The following is a 16,701-nucleotide window of genomic DNA, read 5'->3' on the forward strand; positions in this document are numbered from 1 at the left end:
AATGGTGAATGATATGATAAGATGGATATTTACGAGCTTACTGGTGATGTTGAGTGCAACAGCTGCGAATGCACAGGTGGATACAATCGATATCAGCGGTAATAACAAGTCTGACAATTACGTGACCTATAGTCAGAATATTTCGTTGCCTGCTGGGAAGACGGTCAACGTGATGATGGCGCGCTACTGCTATTTCTCGTCAAAGATTACGGGTAGCGGCGTGCTGAATCTCTATGCAGGTGGCGAACGAAGCTATCTGGGAACTTCCAAGGGTGCTGCTTGGCCTGTCTGGACGGGCTATAGTGGCGATATCCACATCTATCCCTTTAAGGCGAATGCCCCTAATGCGGGCTTCTGGGGTGTGGTGCTGGCTCATGGCGGCAAGTCCTCGTCGCCAGAGAATGCCCTCGATGATGCGAAGTCGGGTAAGGTGAACCCCTCAATGGCTAATAATAAGGTGACATTGCACAGCGATGCCACCATGTGTTGCGAGGCCAATACCAGTGGTGCTGGCTTCCGCATTGGCGAGCTGCAGACGGAGGAAGGCTCTACGCTGCTGGGATATATGAAGAACCAACGTGCAGCCTACTATCTGCTGGGCGGCTTGAATACCGATGCTACGCTGGCAGGTACCATCAAACCCTCTGACTATCGCGATGACACGTCATTAAGTATCGTCAAGGAAGGTACTGGCACCTTGCGTATCACGGGCAACCAGAATTACCTGAGTGGTGCGTTGCGTGTGCTGGAGGGTAGGGTGATGATTAATAACAATCGTGCTGAGGCCGAGAAAAAGAAATGGCGTGGTGGTCTTGGTGCCCGTCCTAATGTTAACGAGCCCGTGGCCTATGTCTTTAGCAAGGGCGTGCTGGGTGGCACAGGCAGTATTGGTGGCGCGGTAGATAACTATGGTACCATTGAGCCAGGCGACGATGCTATTGACACGCTGACGCTGAAGAATTACGTCTCGCTCTCCAAGAATGCCAATCTTATCTTGCATCCTGCTTCTGTGCTGCGTTTCAAGGTGGCCTCTGCCAACAGCTGCGACCTGTTGAACGTGGCTGGTGTGCTGAGCTATTCGAATATGTGCGAGGACTTCAGTACCAGCGACGTGATGCCCATTATCGAACTGAAGGTTGAGGGCAATGCCCTCGAGGTAGGGCAGGAGTTTACGCTGCTCACTGCCAAGAGCAAGAGCGGCGACTGGCAGTTTAAGTTGAAAGTGCCTAAGAAATATACCTGGAAACTGGAGGAGCGTACAGACAACGGATATGCTTTGGTGCTGGTGCTGACATCGCTGGAGAATCAGGACCCAGACGATCCTGACAACCCCGATATCCCTGACCCAGAGGATATGATGGGACCCTTCTATGATGACGGCATCGATGATAATACCGACAATAACACGCTGCGCTACTATGCCGAGAAGAACGGCAAGAAGATTGGTGTGGCCATGAGTACCTATAAGGGTCTGCAGAGCGATCGTGATGAGGCTGGCAGGCAGTTTAACATGATGGTGGCTGAGAACGAGATGAAGATGGAGACTCTTCAACCTTCACAGGGAACCTTCTCGTACGGCAGTGCCGACCAGCTGGTGACCTTTGCCAAGAACAATAATATGACGGTCAGGGGCCACTGTCTCGTATGGCACACCCAGCAGCCCACCTGGCTGAGTAGCGACGGCAAGAAGAACGATAAAAACTGGAGTCGTCAGCAGGCCCTCAAAATTATGAAGGATCATATCACCAACGTGATGCAGCACTTCAAAGGTAAAGTAGTGGAATGGGATGTGGTGAACGAGTGTCTCGATGATGACCAGAGTGCCATCCGTACCAATCCTGAGGGCTACAAGCTTCGTGAGAGCGTGTGGCAGCGTGCCATTGGCGACGACTATATCGACTCGGCCTTCGTCTATGCCCATAGGGCTGACCCTAACGCCATCCTCTATCTGAACGACTACGATGTAGAGCTGCAGGGCAAGGCCAAGGCGGTGGCGTTCTATAACCTCGCCATGCGTCTGAAGAACAGCGGAATACCCATCGATGGTGTGGGTCTGCAATGCCACTTCTCCATTGGTGAGGTCGACTCTGTGAAGCTCGAGTCTACCATCCGTCGTTTTGGTGCGGCTAACATGAAGTGTATTGTTACTGAACTTGATATGGGTATCCCATCGACCAGTGCTGCCGACCTGCTGGAGCAGGCGCGTAACTATCGTGTGATAACAGATATCGTGCTGAACAACGACAACTGTCCCAATATGTTGATATGGGGCATCAAGGACAACGACAGCTGGCGCACAGCCTCTAACCCGCTGCTCTATACTTCTGGCTTGGGTAAGAAGAAGGCATGGTATGCCGTACGCTCTGCCCTGCGCCACAGATCGTTGCAGACGACGTCTGTTAACCCTTCACCACTCACCCTTCACCACTCACCCTTCACCACTCACCCTTCACCAATATTTGACCTGAGTGGCCGACAGGTGAATGAGGAGAGTCTGCGTCCAGGACTCTATATCCGTAATGGTAAGAAATTTATCAAAAACTAAATAGAAATGAGAAACAGATTATTAACCATCGTGCTGCTCGCTGCAACAGCGTTGACAGCATCTGCACAGAACCATCGTTTGTGGTACGCCCAGCCTGCCAAGCATTGGCTGGAGGCTCTCCCAGTAGGTAACAGTCACATGGGCGCCATGATTTATGGTGGAACTGAGACCGAAGAAATCCAGTTGAACGAAGAGACGTTTTGGAGCGGACAGCCCCATAACAACAACAGCAACGAGTCGCTGGACAAACTGCAAGAGGTGCGCCGCCTGATCTTCCAGGGTAAGGAACGTGAGGCTGAGAAGATCATCGACAAGGCTTTTGTGAAAGGGCCTCACGGCATGCGTTTCCTGCCGCTGGGTAGTGTGAAGCTGAAACTGGGACATAAGGATGTGACGAACTATCGCCGTGAGTTGAGTCTGGGTGATGCCCTGGCCACCACATCGTATGTCTATAATGGCGTGAAATACGACCGCACGGTGTTTGCCTCGCAGGCCGACAGTGTAATCGTTATCCATATTGAAGCCAGCAAAAGGAAAGCGTTGGCGTTTGAGATGTATTTCGATAGCCAGTTGAAGTACGAAACAGATGCAGTGTTAGGTACGATGGTACCAGGTCCCCCTGAACAGGATCTTTGGGCCACGGTGCATGGCGTTGATCAGGAAGGTATCAATGCAGGACTGACTGCAGAATGCCATTTTCATGTTGAATCGGATGGATGGCTGACGGCCTATGATACAAAGTCGATTTCGCTGAAGAATGCGTCATGGGCTACAATAATTATATCTGCCGCCACTAATTTCGTCAACTACCACGATGTGAGTGGAGACCCTCGCAAGAAGAACAATGCGCGGATAGCCGCTGTGAGGGGCAAATCATACAAGAGTTTGCTGGCCAGCCACATCAAGAAGTATCAGGAACAGTATAACCGTGTTGCTCTCAACCTGCCTAAGTCGGCCAACTCTGGTCTGGAGACGGACAAGCGTGTGGCTGCCTTCGAGAAGGATGCTACCGACCTTGACCTTGTTGGACTGATGATGCAGTATGGTCGCTACCTGCTCATCTCGTCGAGTCAGCCTGGTGGTCAGGCTGCTAACCTGCAGGGTGTATGGAACGATAATTACAATGCCCCTTGGGACTCAAAATACACAATTAATATCAATGCTGAGATGAACTACTGGCCTGCCCTCATCGGTAATATCGCCGAGACGCAGGAGCCTTTGTTCTCGATGGTTAAAGACCTGAGTGAGACAGGTGCTGTGACAGCTCGTCAGATGTATGGCTGTCGTGGATGGTTAGCCCATCACAACACGGATATCTGGCGCATCGCAGGTCCTGTGGATGGTACACCCTGGGGTATGTTCCCCACTGGTGGTGCCTGGCTCACCACTCATATCTGGCAGCATTACCTCTATACTGGCGACAAGGCCTTCCTGGCCCAGTATTATCCCGTTCTCAAGGGCGCTGCCGAGTTCTTGCTCGACTATATGCAGGTCTATCCTTCTAATGGTGAGGTGAAGCAGGCTGCTGGCTGGCTGGTCACCGTGCCTACGGTGTCACCAGAGCATGGACCTATGGGTAAGCGCACCAACGTTACTGCTGGCTCTACGATGGATAATCAGATTGCTTTCGATGTGCTCAGTCAGACGCTGCAGGCCGCAAAGGTCTTAGGTCAGGACAGCCTGTTTGCTGAGGAGCTGAAGTTCCAGATGGAGAATATCGCTCCTATGCAGATTGGTCGTCATGGACAGCTGCAGGAGTGGATTATCGATGGTGATGATCCTCGCGACGAACATCGTCATATTTCGCAGCTCTATGGCCTCTATCCCTCTAATCAGGTGTCGCCTTACAGTCATCCTGACCTCTTTACTGCTGCTGCCAACACGCTGAAGCAGCGTGGCGATATGGCTACAGGTTGGAGCTTGGGTTGGAAGACCAATTTCTGGGCACGTATGCTCGATGGCAATCATGCCTTCACGATTATCAAGAATATGCTGCACCTGTTGCCAGATGACCGCTCGGCTCGTCAGCATCCTCTTGGACGCACCTATCCTAACCTGTTCGATGCCCATCCCCCCTTCCAGATTGATGGTAACTTTGGCGTCTCTGCAGGTATCTGTGAGATGTTGCTGCAGAGTCACGATGGCGCTGTTCATCTGTTGCCTGCCCTGCCTGATGACTGGAAAGATGGTGAGGTGAAGGGTCTCCGCTCTCGTGGAGGCTTCGTGGTTGATGAGCAATGGAAGGGTGGTGAGCTGCAGACTGTTACAGTACAGTCAACCATTGGTGGCACGCTGCGTCTGCGTTCCTATGTGCCCCTCTCGCTGGCTAAGGCTCCCAAGGGCGTGGTGCTGAAAGAGGCTCAAGGCGCATGTCCCAACGCGCTGCTGGCTCCTGCTGAGATACGCACACCATTAAAATCGGCAGAACTGAAAGATTTCCAGTTGCTGCCGATACGAAAGGTCTACGAATATGATGTCGAGACCGAGGCTGGAACGTCTTATACGTTTAAGCGTTAATGCCTCGACGTGATTTTCTTGCCGTCCTTGACAACGATTCCCTTGCGGGGCTGATGTTTTAAGATTCTGCCCTGCAAATCAGAAAGATAAGTGTTTCGTCCCTGTTTCACAGCGGGCGAAACATTTTTTATAGCCGTCACAGCATCGTTGCTGCTGTGAATCTGGATGTCTGAGATAGTGATCTCGTCAGTAGTGGCGAAGCGGGTGATGGTCAGCTTATACTCGCCCCATCCGTCTTCCACCACGAAGGGGAGGTTAATCTCGCCGCCAACATTCACTTGCGTGTTCAGCACCATGGTCCTAGGACTGGTCAGCTTCTGAATCTGCACCTTTATCTGCTTGCTGGCATCGCCCTCAGCCTTGAAGTGCAAGGTGTAGCCGCCTGTCTCGAACTGCAACGAGCGATACACGTTCTGGTTGTCGTTGGTTTTCTGTGTGCCACCAAACCTCAGCAGCGTCGTACTATTGTTCATGGTCCAGCCGTGCTTTATGGGCTCGTAGCCCTCAGTCTCTATGCGAGGACGCCATTTTAGCGTGGTGTCGCAGGGGCTGTCGAGGGTGTACTGCTTGAAGAAGTTCCACATGGTTTGCGACGAGCTGCTATCCTCGGTCTTGTTGGTGAAGGCCTCGTGTCCCATGCCGTCAATCTCATAGAAGATAACGGGGAAGCCTCCCTCGCCAGCCTCGTAGATGCTCTTCTTATAGCTGCCGCTCTGGGTGGTCACCTGAGGCACAGGGTTAGCACCATTGCGTGCTACCATATTGTCGATGATATTTGGCACGAGTGAATATTTCACGAAGTCGTCGCTCTTGCCGTGGATATGCAGGAAGGGCACAGGACGCCAGCTGGTGTGGTGCAGGTGGAACTCGTTGATAGGATAGCCGCTGATGGCTGCGAAGGCCGCAAAGATGTGGCTGTTGGTATTGGCCATCGTATAGGTCATCATGCCGCCATTCGAGAAGCCGCAGCAGTAGATGCGCTGACGGTCAATGGTATATTTCTCTGCAATCTTTTCCAATACAGCCAGCAGGAAGTGCGTGTCGAAGTTCTCCTCGCCGTAAGCACTCCAGCCTGGAGCCGTCATGCCACCAAGGCCAGGAAACACGGTGTCGAGTCCCTGAGGATAGACCACGATAAAGCTGTCCTTATCGGCGATGGGGTTGAAGTTGGGGTCGTGCGACGATGTAGAGACCACGCCACCAGCGCCGTGTAGCGAGAAGACCACAGGTGCGTTCTCCTTCACTTTGTTAGGCACATAGAGCAGGTACTTGCGTGCCTTGCCGTCGACTGTGATGTTGTAGAACTTGTTCTCCTTGGCCGCCATCAGCTTCGTGGAAGCAAGCAGGACCAGGGTGAACATGCATAATAAAAGCTTTTTCATTGCAATTTAGTGTTTATGATTTTTCTATAGGTATTCTTACCGTCTATCGTACGTCGCTCAATAACGATGCCCTTGGCGTCTTTTGTCGTGGGGCGACCCTGGAGATCGTAGTAAGTTGAAAGTTGAGAATTGAAAGTTGAAAGTTCTTTGCTGCGCAAAGCGGCAGAGCCGAGCGGAGAGTTGATGCCAGTCATCGTACCTTTCTTATAGAAACGGTATTCGCCGCCCTCAGTAGTCTGCACGTCGTATTCATATACCTCTTTTACTGTTGCCTTTGGCTTCGTGGTGAGGTTCTTGGCCAACAGTGGTTCTTTGATCTGTGCAGGTGCATAGAGCATATTGGGACAGTCGCCTTCTGCCACCTGCAGTCCGTCACCCTCTAACTCAACATACGAACGGAGACGTGCTGTGCCGCCTATCGTTGAACGTAGGGTGACGACAGAAAGGCTGTTGTCTGCCCATTCCATATCCACCTCGAAGCCTCCGCGTGATCTCAGTCCCGTTATGCTGCCTGTTTTCCAAGAGGCAGGCAGGGCAGGCAACAGGTGGATGGCGCCGTCGTGGCTCTGCAGCAGCATCTCGGCGATGCCTGCCGTAGCACCAAAGTTACCGTCAATCTGGAAGGGTGGGTGAGCATCGAACAGATTGGGGAAGGTACGTCCGTTGGGATACTGGCCTGTGGCATCCTCCGAAGGCAGGAGCTTCAGCATATTCCTGATGATGGTGAGGGCATGGTTGCCGTTGAGCATACGTGCCCAGAAGCATATCTTCCAGCCTAAACTCCATCCAGTAGCCTCGTCGCCTCTGTCTGTGAGTGTCTGCTTGGCTGCGGCAAAGAGCTCGTTATGGCTATAGGGAGAGATTTGGTTCGAGGGGAACAAGCCATAGAGGTGCGAGATATGACGATGGTGCGTATCGCTGCCGTCAGCGTCGATGAGCCACTCCTGCAACTGCTTCCTGCTGCCTATCTGCATGGGAGGAATCTGTTCCAAGGCTGATGTGAGTTGGCTGATATATGCTGAGTCTTCGCCCAGAATCTCTGCGGCTTTCAGCGTGTTCGAAAGGGCATCGAACACAATCTGGTTATCCATCGTACAGCCTGCTGTGATAGGTGTCGACTTACCAGCAGGACCCTGCTCAGGACTTACTGACGGCACCACCACGAGCCAGTTGTTGTACTTGGGGTGGGGCACCATGAAGTCGAGATAGAAGTCGGCAGTACCTTTGATGACAGGATACCACTCACGCAGGAACTCCACGTCGCCAGTATAAAGATAGTGCTGCCACAGATGTGTGGCCAGCCAGGCGCCGCCATTAGGATACATGCCCCAGAAGGCACCGTCCACAGGTCCTGCTATGCGCCAGATATCCGTGTTATGATGGGCCATCCATCCGCTGCAGTCATACATCACCTGGGCTGTCTTGGCGCCTGTCTCACTCAGGTCGCGAATCATCTGGAAGAAGGGCACGTTGGTCTCTGTGAGGTTACACACCTCAGACGGCCAGTAGTTCATCTCAGCATTGATGTTAATGGTGTATTTCGAGTCCCATGGTGCGTCTTTCTTGTCGTTCCACAGTCCTTGCAGATTGGCAGCCTGACCACCAGCCTGCGATGACGAGATAAGCAGGTAGCGTCCGTAGTTGAACAGCAATGCCACCATGCCCCAGTCTGTGCTGCTTGCAAATTTCTGTAGGCGTTTCTCTGTGGTGAGCTTGGCGTTGGCTGGCGTCGATGGCATATAAAGATGTACGCGACAGTACTGTTCTTGATAGGCAGCCAGATGACGGCTCAGCAGTTCTGCGTAGTCGTGCTGGCGTGCGTTGGTCAGGTATGACAGACTCCTTGCGGCTTGCTTACCCGTTACGTTCTTGTAGTTTACATAGTTGGTGGCAGCAGAGATATAGACCACAGCCCAAGTGTAGTTCTTTACCTGCACGTTGCCGCCTGTGTTATAGGTCACGTCACCGTCGCTCTCCACCTGGTAGCGCAGCGAAGCCTTCAGCTTGGCAGCGATACCTTCATGGTCCACGCCCTGAATGGTGGCAGCTATGCCGTCGTCACTCTTGGCATACGAGGTGGAGTAGGGGGCCGAGTGCTTGATGGTAAACGTACTCAGCGTGTCGGCCTCAAGTCTCATCACGATGATGCTGTCAGGCATCGAGGCAAAGGTGGTGCGACTATAGTGATGTCCGTTGTAATCGAAGCTGACACTCGACAAGGCCGTGGTAAGGTCGAGTTCGCGATGGTAGTTGCTCACCTCACTGGTGTTAATGCCTGTATGGGTCATCTTCAGACTGCCCAGCGTGAGATACTTCATGCCGTGAGGTCCCTTGATGAACTTCTGGTTTATCAGGTCCTCAGCCTCCTGTTCCTTGCCGTTGAAGATGAGGCTGCGCACCTGTTCCAGATTTGCTTTTGCTGTGGTGCTGTTGTTATTATGTGGACCTCCGCTCCAGAACGAGTCTTCGTTCAGCTGAATCTCTTCTGTCTGCGTGCCGCCATAGACCATTCCTCCCAGTCGGCCGTTGCCTATGGGGAGTGCCTCCAGCCAGATGGTGGCAGGTTTGTCGTACCACAGGCGTTCCGTATTGTCGCTGTCTTGCGCCTGCATGCCTATAGAAAGGAGTGCGGCGATAATGGTTAACGATAGTCTTTTCATTTGCCTGTCACTTTCTTTCCGTTTACAATCCTGATGCCCTTGCCCTGTTTCGTCTTACGGCCCAGCAGGTCGAAGATGCTGGATGTCTTAGGGGTGATGCTTTGAGTGTGGGTGGTGATGGCGCTGGGGTCTTCGTAGAACTGCCAGCAGTCGAAGTCGAAGAGTGAGGTGCCTGTGCCTGAGAAGGTGAAGAAGAGGTTCTGCACGCCGCTGATGGGCTGTGTAAGCTCGCAGGTCACGTCAGTCCATTCGCCATTGGTCGACTCGATGGCGATGCGGCCTTTGATGGCACCTGACTTGCTGGCTGTACGAATCATGAGGTTACCCTTGCCAGTGCTCTTCACACGAGCCCTGAACAGCTTGGCACCCGTCTCTCCAAAGTCCACGTTGCGCACCTTCAGGTAGTCGCCGGCGCTGATGTCGGTCACGTAGCAACCCGTATAGTCGCCCATGCATTTCACACCCTGGCTCTGGTTCAGCGTCTCAGCCTCCTGCTCTACGAAGGGGTTTAGCGTCTGCAGGGGCTCTACGCCCTTGGTGGTGAATTTAATATAAGGTATGCTATCGTTCTCGAAACGCGTAAACTCCTCCACGCAGGTGGCACGCTTATAGCCGCCGCCATTAGGCAGCTTGCCGTTGTGATAGAACATATAGTGGTGACCCTTGTATTCCACGCTACCGCCATGAATGGTGAAGCTGTTATCAGCCTGTCCCATCACCTTACCCTGATAGGTCCACGGTCCTGTAATCTTGTCGGCAGTAGAGTAGGCCCAATGCTCAGGCACACCACCAGCGGCATACTCCAGGTAGTACTTGCCGTTGCGCTTATAGAGCCATGTGGCCTCTTCTAAGTTGCTCTTGGGATTGTTGTTGTCGTCATAGCCCTTGAAGGGTCCGAAGGCGCTCTCATCCTTGATGTTGATCTCTTTCTCGCCACCAGAGATGGCTGTCATGCTCTTTGCCAATTTGGTGTACCACAGGCCGAAGTTACCGTTGCCATAGAAGAGGTAGGCCTGACCGTCATCGTCAATCATCACCGTGGGGTCGATCTTACCCCAGCCCTTCACCAGTGGCTTCTTGATTTTATCGACATAGGGTCCTGCAGGGCTGTCGGCCACAGCCACGCCAATGGCAGGATAGCCGCCGTTGGCATAGGTAGCGGTGACATACCAGTACCACTTGCCGTTGCGCTCAATACACTGGCTGGCCCAGCAGTCGTTGGTGGTCTTGGCCCACGTCTTGAAGGTCTCGCCAGTCAGGGGTGTGCCGCGATAGGTCCAGTTCACCATGTCCACGGTACTGTAGAGCAGCCAGTCCTTCATGGTGAAGTAACCATTCTCTGTCTCGTCCTCGTCGTGGTCCACAAACAGGTAGAGCGTGTCGCCATGCACATAGGGTGCTGGGTCTGGCGTATAACGATCACAAATTACAGGATTCTGAGCCTGCACGCCTGCTACTGTGAGCCAGGCCGTACAGACCAGTATTGCCTTAAAAATTTTCATAGTGTGTAGGTTCTTTTATTATGATAATCTCTTATTTTCTCAGTTCCAGCCAGTTGCTCAACTCTGTTAGCAGCTGATTGCGATACTTGAACCAGGGGCCGAAGCCGAAGCCATGGCCTCCGCTGGGGTAGATATACATGGTGCACTCAATGCCTGCCTCACGCATGGCGGTATAGTAGGCCACGCCGTTGGTGATGGGTGGCACCAGGTTGTCGTCGCTGGCTGTGAGGATGATGGCAGGAGGCGTCACGCCTTTCTTCACCACGTTCATCATCGAGTATTTCTTCACCAGTTCAGGGTCTTTCTGACCTTCCTCGCCCAGGAAGTTGACGCACGAATACTTGTGTGACACCTTCTCGTCCATCGAGATGACAGGATAGAACAGGATGGAGAAGTCAGGACGTACGGCATCGTCAGAATGGGTCGATACTACTGAGGCCAGATGACCACCTGCCGAGAATCCCATCACACCCACGCAATGGGGGTTGATGCCCCACACCTCTGCTGAGTCACGCACCATGCGGATGGTCTGCTGAACGTCGCTCATGGGCTTGGTACGATCGCCATTGGGCAGTCGGTAGTTAATCACGAAATAGGCGATGCCCTTCTCGTTGAGCCATTCTGATGCCATCGTACCCTCGTGGGTGTTCGACAAAACAGAATAACCACCTCCAGGCACTCCTACAATGGCCTTGCCACAGGGATTCTCTGGTAAGAAACATACCACGTTGGCTGAGCTGTCGGCGTGGAAATAGATTGTGAACTGTCTCGCAGTCTTGGCCTGCACGCCTAAGGCGCATAACAGAAGCAGGCAGAATAATACGCTTTTCTTCATCTTTAGGGTTTTATTGGTTGTTGTTTTTTTGTTTTGCAAAAGTACACTTTTCCCCTGACATCACCAAAGATTTCGAGTTTTATTTCTGTCAGCCTTCTTTTTCTCTTTTCTCTGTCGAAGCAAAATAATTTCCATTTTATCAGCAAAACTGATAAGAATAACGCGACATTATTCATAACTTTGCAGCAGAATTCAAAACAACAACAAAACAGATAAGTATGAAAACAATTTATGAATGTTCGCAAAGCAAAGGGATAAAGTGGCTGACGGCTATCTTCTTCCTGGTTATCATTATCGCCATCCTGGTGGAGGTTTATTTTGTCTCAAAGGGGATGAACTTGACAGTGGCTATGATTGTCATCGCATTGCTGCTTGTCGTTTCCATTTCGAGCGTCCTCATTTTCCCCATGTATATCATCTCTGACGATGAGGGCATCGGCATCCGCACGCTTGCCAGGACAATACATATACCGTACGAAAACATTGACCATATCGAGCGAATGGACGAAGAGCATAGGTTATTTAATGAAAAAGGTAAGGTCGGCAAGGCGTCAGGCTTTTCGTACCAATTGGGATTGTTTAGTGCTGGCAATACCATTCGCCTGCTGGGCGTTGGCGGCGTGTTTGGATATATTGGTTGGTTCCGCACCAAGGGTATCGGCACCTTCCGCTCTTATGTAACTGATGCCAAGAAGGTCTTCCTGATCTATCGTACCAAGGGCATGCCCATTGCCATCAGCGTCAGCGAACCAGACGAGTTTATGCCCTATTACCTGAAAGGAGGTGACAAATGAATCTTCTCTATGATTTCTCCTCTGCCCTCCTGCAGGCTCGACAGCGAAAGGGTGCGACGCAAGAACAGATTGCATTCTCGCTCGACATCTCACAGGCCACATACAATGCTTGGGAATGTGGACATCGCCTGTGTCCCTACAAGCATATCATTGCCCTCATCTCTTATTTCGATGATGACCAGTTCACTCGCCAGATGCTCCGCATCCTGCTGACCCTGCAACATAACATGGCTGGACTGAACAGGAAGTCGCCTGCCGAGCTGACCACCTACTATCAGAAACTCATCACCCTCCTCGCCGCTGAATGTGCCGAGTGGCTCAAGACATTAGATAAACGTTGACGCAGGATGCACTCCTAACGAATCACGGGGTCGGAGAAGACATCTTCTTCGACCCTAGTTTTTTACGCTCTAACTAGAAAAAAATATTTTCCCAACGAGGGAGAAAAAATTCTTCAGTTAAATGGCAAAAATGTAAGGCAAAAAAATAGAGAATCTACACGCGTAGGTTCTCTATTTCTTGATAATAAGATAATCGAGATTTTCGATATTACTGTTCTATACGACGGAAATCGTTACCACTTACGCCGCCATCAACAATCTTCAACTCCTCGTCGTTGAGCTGTTCTTTCTTAACTTTCTTAATGTCTGCCATAATTGTAAATTTTTAAAGGGTTAATATTAAGGAAAAAATCTCTCGTTATAATACTTTTATCAGTATGTCTTTTAAATGTCCTGGCAAGATGATGTGGTGGTTGCCAATGGGCTCTGTGAGAAAATACTCCGTCTGATGCGTATCGTTTAGCCTGATGACCATCTGGGTGCGACAGAGGTCTGCCTTCGCCTCGCATCTCAGTAGTTCACCCTCGGCAATGAAGTGGCGTGTCATGTCGCCAGAAACCTTGAATATCGTTACTGGCCCTGAAGCCATATAGCCCCTGATGCCTACGCCCATGCCCGACTCGTAGTGGGTGTCCAACTCATAGCGTTCCACCATGTTCAGCGCTATGGTACAATGGGCAAACACCATCTCGCCTGTTTCGTGGTCAATGTTCACGGGGTTGGCTTGGAATCCGCCCACACCTACCAGAGCCTTTGCTATCATCATCGACAGCAGGGCAGGCACATCACCCTCGCAGCCAGCCACGATGCCTTCGGCATTCAGTCGCGCCAATGCCCAGCATCCTGTGTTTTTTACGCTGGTCAGCAGGTCGAAGCAGCGTAGTGTCAGACCCTGTAGCTGGTGTCGTGTCACGATGATGCTTAGTGCTTCATAAATCTGCTGCGCCCCAGGCAATGCCTGTTTGATAGCCTCTGTCGGAGCTTTCTCGCTCACCTCGCGCTGAGGTGTGGCGCTGATGGTCATCAGCAGCTCGTCCATTGGAATCTTCACCAGCTCGATGCCTGTCTTCTGTCTGACGAGGTCAGCATCCGTATTGCTCGATATCAGCCAGTCTGACGGCTCGCCTATGATGCCCAGCCTGCAGACCTGCAGTTGCTGTTTGGCCGTCACTACTTGTTTGAGTAGCATGATGCGGCGACTGATGTAAGCAGCGTCGCCATGGATAATCTCCCCTTCCAATCCCTGCTGTCGCAGGAATGACAGGATCTCCATGGAGGCTGCCAGCGAATTGCTCTTGCCTGATGTCAGCAGGTAGATGGGTCTGCTCTTCTTGCGCTGCAGTTCAGGCAGCAGCTGTTTAAACAGCCCCTCCGTACCTCCTGTTCTCACATAGATCAGTTCCAGCGCATGGCTCCCATAGTCTGCAAAGTCGCTCCCTTTGAACATAAACGCCACGTTCAGGCCATTCAGAAACTCCTTGGTTGCAGCTTCCACCGCCTGCTCATCGTGCAGGCCAGAGGTCAGGGTGTATATCGCAATGTCAGCCACAAGCTTAAAGTTTTGTGCAAAGGTAATAAGAAGTGGTGAAAAAAACAAATAAAATTGATTTTATTTTGTGTTTCCCTCGATTTATACTATCTTTGCAGCCGTGAAGATGAAGAGATATATTTCAGCATGGGTGCTGTTGGCCGTGTTTGTGCCAATGGTGCTGCTGTCGTCGCTTCATACTCACGGCTTGGAATCAGTAGCACAAGATGACTGTAAGGAGTGCGTGGCTCACCATTGTCACGGCCACTTTGTAGAGCTGACCACGACGCTGCACGCCTGTGTGCTGTGTCAGTTTCAGACCTTCTCGTTTGTGGCTGCCGCCGTCTTTGCAGTCGTATTATTTCATCAGTTAACAAAAGAACTTATTGCCCAGCGTCAGCGTGATGTGCACCTTGATGTCTGTGGCATCCCCCTGCTCCGTGCCCCACCTTTCTTTTCTTGAGAAACGTATTTGTGTTTAATATAAGAAAAGGAAGAAAGTATGATAGATATGATGCTGGCAACGCTGCTATGGGCAACGGCGCCAGCCGACACGACCATCACGCTACGTGATGTCACCGTGACTGGACAACAGCGACGGGACTATCAGATGCGGACGTCGCAGTCGGAGATTCAGATAGGTCACGAGTACCTGCAAGAGCATTTCGCTGGCAGTCTGATGCAGACCTTAGAGGCCATACCAGGCGTGAAGGCGATGGCTATAGGCAGCGGACAGTCGAAACCCACCATCAGAGGGCTGGGCTTCAACAGACTGGCTGTGGCTGAAGACGGCGTGAAGCACGAGGGACAGCAGTGGGGCGACGATCACGGACTGGAGATAGACCAGTTCGCGATAGACCGTGCTGAGGTGATAAAAGGTCCTGCGGCTCTGCTCTATGGCAGCGATGCCATCGGTGGCGTGCTGAGCCTTTACACCAACCACGTGCCCACCACATCGTTTGGCGGCAGCGTGCAGTTGTTTGGTCGTACCAACAACGAGCAGGTGGGCGCCTCAGCGAAGGTTGAGGGCCGACAGGGCCGTTGGTTCTACAGGGCCAACGCCACCGTGATAGACTATGGCGACTATAAGGTGCCTACAGACAGCATACAGTATTACTCGTACTGGATACGTCTGAAGGACGGCAGGCTGCGCAATACGGCAGGCTGTGAGCGCGATGGCAGCGTGATGTTGGGCTATGCAGGCTATAACTTCCATACTGACGTGCGCATCAGCGATGCCTATGCCAAGAGCGGCTTCTTTGCCAACGCCCATGGACTGGAGGTGCGCCTGAGCGACATCGACTACGACCACTCGCGACGCGACATAGACTTGCCTTATCAGTGGGTGAACCATCTGAAGGTACTCAGTCACAGCACGTGGCGTACGGAGATGACGGCACTGGAACTGAACCTGGCCTACCAGAATAACCTGCGCGAGGAAAGGTCAGAGCCTGTGAGTCATGGTTATATGCCTACACCTGACGGCTCGCTGGAGCGTCGCTTCAACAAGAGCACCTATACGGCAGGGCTTCAGCTGCGACATACCCTAGGTCGCCATGAACTGCGAGGCGGCGTGAGCAGCGAGTATCAGCATAACCGCAGAGACGGCTGGGGCTTTATTATTCCTGACTTCGAGACGCTGAGCGCAGGACTGTTTGCGATGGATCGCTACACGCTGAGCGACCAGCTGATAGTGAATGCAGGCGTGCGCTATGACTATGGTGAGACGCATATTCACAGCTATCAGGATTGGTTCAAGACGCCTGTGGATGGTGTGATGGTCAATCAGCAACGTTCTGCAGACACACGACGTCACTTCAGCAGTATGACATGGTCGGCTGGGGTGAACTACGCCATAGGCCAGTGGGTGATGAAGGCGAACGTGGGCAAGAGCTTCCGCATGCCTATACCCAAGGAGCTGGGTGCCGATGGTGTGAACTACCACATCTTCCGCTACGAGCGTGGCAATGCGCAGCTGGACCCAGAGCAGTCGTACCAGATTGATGCCAGCATCAGTTGGGCCAACGAGGCGTGGGAGGTGCAGGTGGAGCCCTACCTGAACTACTTCCCCAACTATATCTATCTGAACCCCACGGCACAGTATGTGGAGGGCTTGCAGCTGTATCATTACACGCAAGCCGAGGTGCTGCGCTATGGATTGGAGGCACAGGTGAAATGGCAGATGGACGAACACTGGCAGGCCCATGTACAGGGAGAATACCTGTATGCTCGTCAGCAGTCTGGCGAGAAGAAGGGCTATACGCTGCCCTTCAGCACCCCATGGTCAACAGACCTGGGCGTGAAGTATTCTTCGTCTATCACCAATAGCCAGCCTTTGACTGTATCCCTGAACGCTCATATCGTGGGCGCTCAGCATGAGATTGTCCCCCCAGAAAAGCCCACTGACGGCTACTGGACGCTGAACATGGCTTGTGCTAAGGACTTTACTTGGGGTGGAAATACCCTTCACGTGGCGCTTCATGCAGATAACCTGCTGAATCGCCATTATTACGATCATACCAGCTACTACCGTCTGATTGATGTGCCAGAACCTGGGCGCAACTTCTCGCTGATGGTTGGTCTGGATTTTTAACATT

Annotated in this window: 11 protein-coding genes; 6 read left to right on the forward strand and 5 right to left on the reverse strand. The window is 52.2% G+C overall.

The annotated features are described in order from the left end of the window. The first annotated feature begins 13 nt into the window (after positions 1-13). Positions 14-2,545 carry an endo-1,4-beta-xylanase gene (locus Q0R57_RS03825; RefSeq protein ID WP_294744080.1) on the forward strand — a complete coding sequence of 844 codons (2,532 nt, stop codon included), beginning with the start codon at positions 14-16 and terminating at the stop codon, positions 2,543-2,545. A gap of 6 nt (positions 2,546-2,551) precedes the next feature. Beyond that, on the forward strand, positions 2,552-5,062 hold the full coding sequence (locus tag Q0R57_RS03830) for a glycoside hydrolase family 95 protein (protein ID WP_294744081.1): 2,511 nt from the start codon (positions 2,552-2,554) through the stop codon (positions 5,060-5,062). Here the strand turns inward: Q0R57_RS03830 and Q0R57_RS03835 are convergent. Genes Q0R57_RS03835 through Q0R57_RS03850 form a run of 4 tightly spaced genes read right to left on the reverse strand, consistent with a single transcriptional unit; the run spans position 5,059 to position 11,441 of the window. Beyond that, complete coding sequence (locus tag Q0R57_RS03835; protein WP_294744082.1) at positions 5,059-6,444, reverse strand: prolyl oligopeptidase family serine peptidase; 1,386 nt, start codon at positions 6,442-6,444, stop codon at positions 5,059-5,061. The genes Q0R57_RS03830 and Q0R57_RS03835 overlap by 4 nt on opposite strands. Continuing rightward, entirely contained in the window at positions 6,441-9,104 is a 2,664-nt protein-coding gene (locus Q0R57_RS03840; protein WP_294744083.1) for a glycoside hydrolase N-terminal domain-containing protein, read from the reverse strand. The genes Q0R57_RS03835 and Q0R57_RS03840 overlap by 4 nt, the downstream gene beginning before the upstream one ends. Continuing rightward, the gene (locus Q0R57_RS03845) at positions 9,101-10,606 is read right to left on the reverse strand and encodes a family 43 glycosylhydrolase (RefSeq protein WP_294744084.1); all 1,506 of its coding nucleotides are present in this window, start codon (positions 10,604-10,606) and stop codon (positions 9,101-9,103) included. The genes Q0R57_RS03840 and Q0R57_RS03845 overlap by 4 nt, the downstream gene beginning before the upstream one ends. 31 nt (positions 10,607-10,637) lie before the next feature. Then, positions 10,638-11,441 carry an alpha/beta hydrolase gene (locus tag Q0R57_RS03850; RefSeq protein WP_294744085.1) on the reverse strand — a complete coding sequence of 268 codons (804 nt, stop codon included), beginning with the start codon at positions 11,439-11,441 and terminating at the stop codon, positions 10,638-10,640. 218 nt (positions 11,442-11,659) lie between these two features. On the opposite strand from Q0R57_RS03850, the gene Q0R57_RS03855 reads away from it, so the two are divergent. Further along, positions 11,660-12,235 carry a PH domain-containing protein gene (locus Q0R57_RS03855; RefSeq protein WP_294744086.1) on the forward strand — a complete coding sequence of 192 codons (576 nt, stop codon included), beginning with the start codon at positions 11,660-11,662 and terminating at the stop codon, positions 12,233-12,235. Continuing rightward, complete coding sequence (locus Q0R57_RS03860; RefSeq protein WP_294744087.1) at positions 12,232-12,576, forward strand: helix-turn-helix transcriptional regulator; 345 nt, start codon at positions 12,232-12,234, stop codon at positions 12,574-12,576. The genes Q0R57_RS03855 and Q0R57_RS03860 overlap by 4 nt, the downstream gene beginning before the upstream one ends. A 358-nt stretch (positions 12,577-12,934) precedes the next feature. Here the strand turns inward: Q0R57_RS03860 and Q0R57_RS03865 are convergent, their stop codons facing one another. Next, positions 12,935-14,125: a hypothetical protein gene (locus tag Q0R57_RS03865; RefSeq protein WP_294744088.1), complete on the reverse strand. Its 1,191-nt coding sequence runs from the start codon at positions 14,123-14,125 to the stop codon at positions 12,935-12,937. A 106-nt stretch (positions 14,126-14,231) separates the two neighbouring features. On the opposite strand from Q0R57_RS03865, the gene Q0R57_RS03870 reads away from it, so the two are divergent. Together Q0R57_RS03870 and Q0R57_RS03875 are read left to right on the forward strand one after the other, a co-directional pair. Beyond that, the gene (locus Q0R57_RS03870; protein ID WP_294744089.1) at positions 14,232-14,567 is read left to right on the forward strand and encodes a hypothetical protein; all 336 of its coding nucleotides are present in this window, start codon (positions 14,232-14,234) and stop codon (positions 14,565-14,567) included. Positions 14,568-14,615: 48 nt separating this feature from the next. Beyond that, entirely contained in the window at positions 14,616-16,697 is a 2,082-nt protein-coding gene (locus Q0R57_RS03875) for a TonB-dependent receptor (protein ID WP_294744148.1), read from the forward strand. Positions 16,698-16,701: the final 4 nt, after the last annotated feature.

The organism is uncultured Prevotella sp., from assembly GCF_946407605.1.
In the GTDB taxonomy this organism is placed as follows: domain Bacteria; phylum Bacteroidota; class Bacteroidia; order Bacteroidales; family Bacteroidaceae; genus Prevotella.

Coding starts and splice junctions, on each gene's coding strand:
- Q0R57_RS03860 (WP_294744087.1), top strand. CDS start 12,232: ATGAATCTTCTCTATGATTTCTCCTCTGCCCTCCTGCAGGCTCGACAG.
- Q0R57_RS03825 (WP_294744080.1), top strand. CDS start 14: ATGATAAGATGGATATTTACGAGCTTACTGGTGATGTTGAGTGCAACA.
- Q0R57_RS03845 (WP_294744084.1), bottom strand. CDS start 10,606: ATGAAAATTTTTAAGGCAATACTGGTCTGTACGGCCTGGCTCACAGTA.
- Q0R57_RS03835 (WP_294744082.1), bottom strand. CDS start 6,444: ATGAAAAAGCTTTTATTATGCATGTTCACCCTGGTCCTGCTTGCTTCC.
- Q0R57_RS03875 (WP_294744148.1), top strand. CDS start 14,616: ATGATGCTGGCAACGCTGCTATGGGCAACGGCGCCAGCCGACACGACC.
- Q0R57_RS03850 (WP_294744085.1), bottom strand. CDS start 11,441: ATGAAGAAAAGCGTATTATTCTGCCTGCTTCTGTTATGCGCCTTAGGC.
- Q0R57_RS03840 (WP_294744083.1), bottom strand. CDS start 9,104: ATGAAAAGACTATCGTTAACCATTATCGCCGCACTCCTTTCTATAGGC.
- Q0R57_RS03855 (WP_294744086.1), top strand. CDS start 11,660: ATGAAAACAATTTATGAATGTTCGCAAAGCAAAGGGATAAAGTGGCTG.
- Q0R57_RS03830 (WP_294744081.1), top strand. CDS start 2,552: ATGAGAAACAGATTATTAACCATCGTGCTGCTCGCTGCAACAGCGTTG.
- Q0R57_RS03870 (WP_294744089.1), top strand. CDS start 14,232: ATGAAGAGATATATTTCAGCATGGGTGCTGTTGGCCGTGTTTGTGCCA.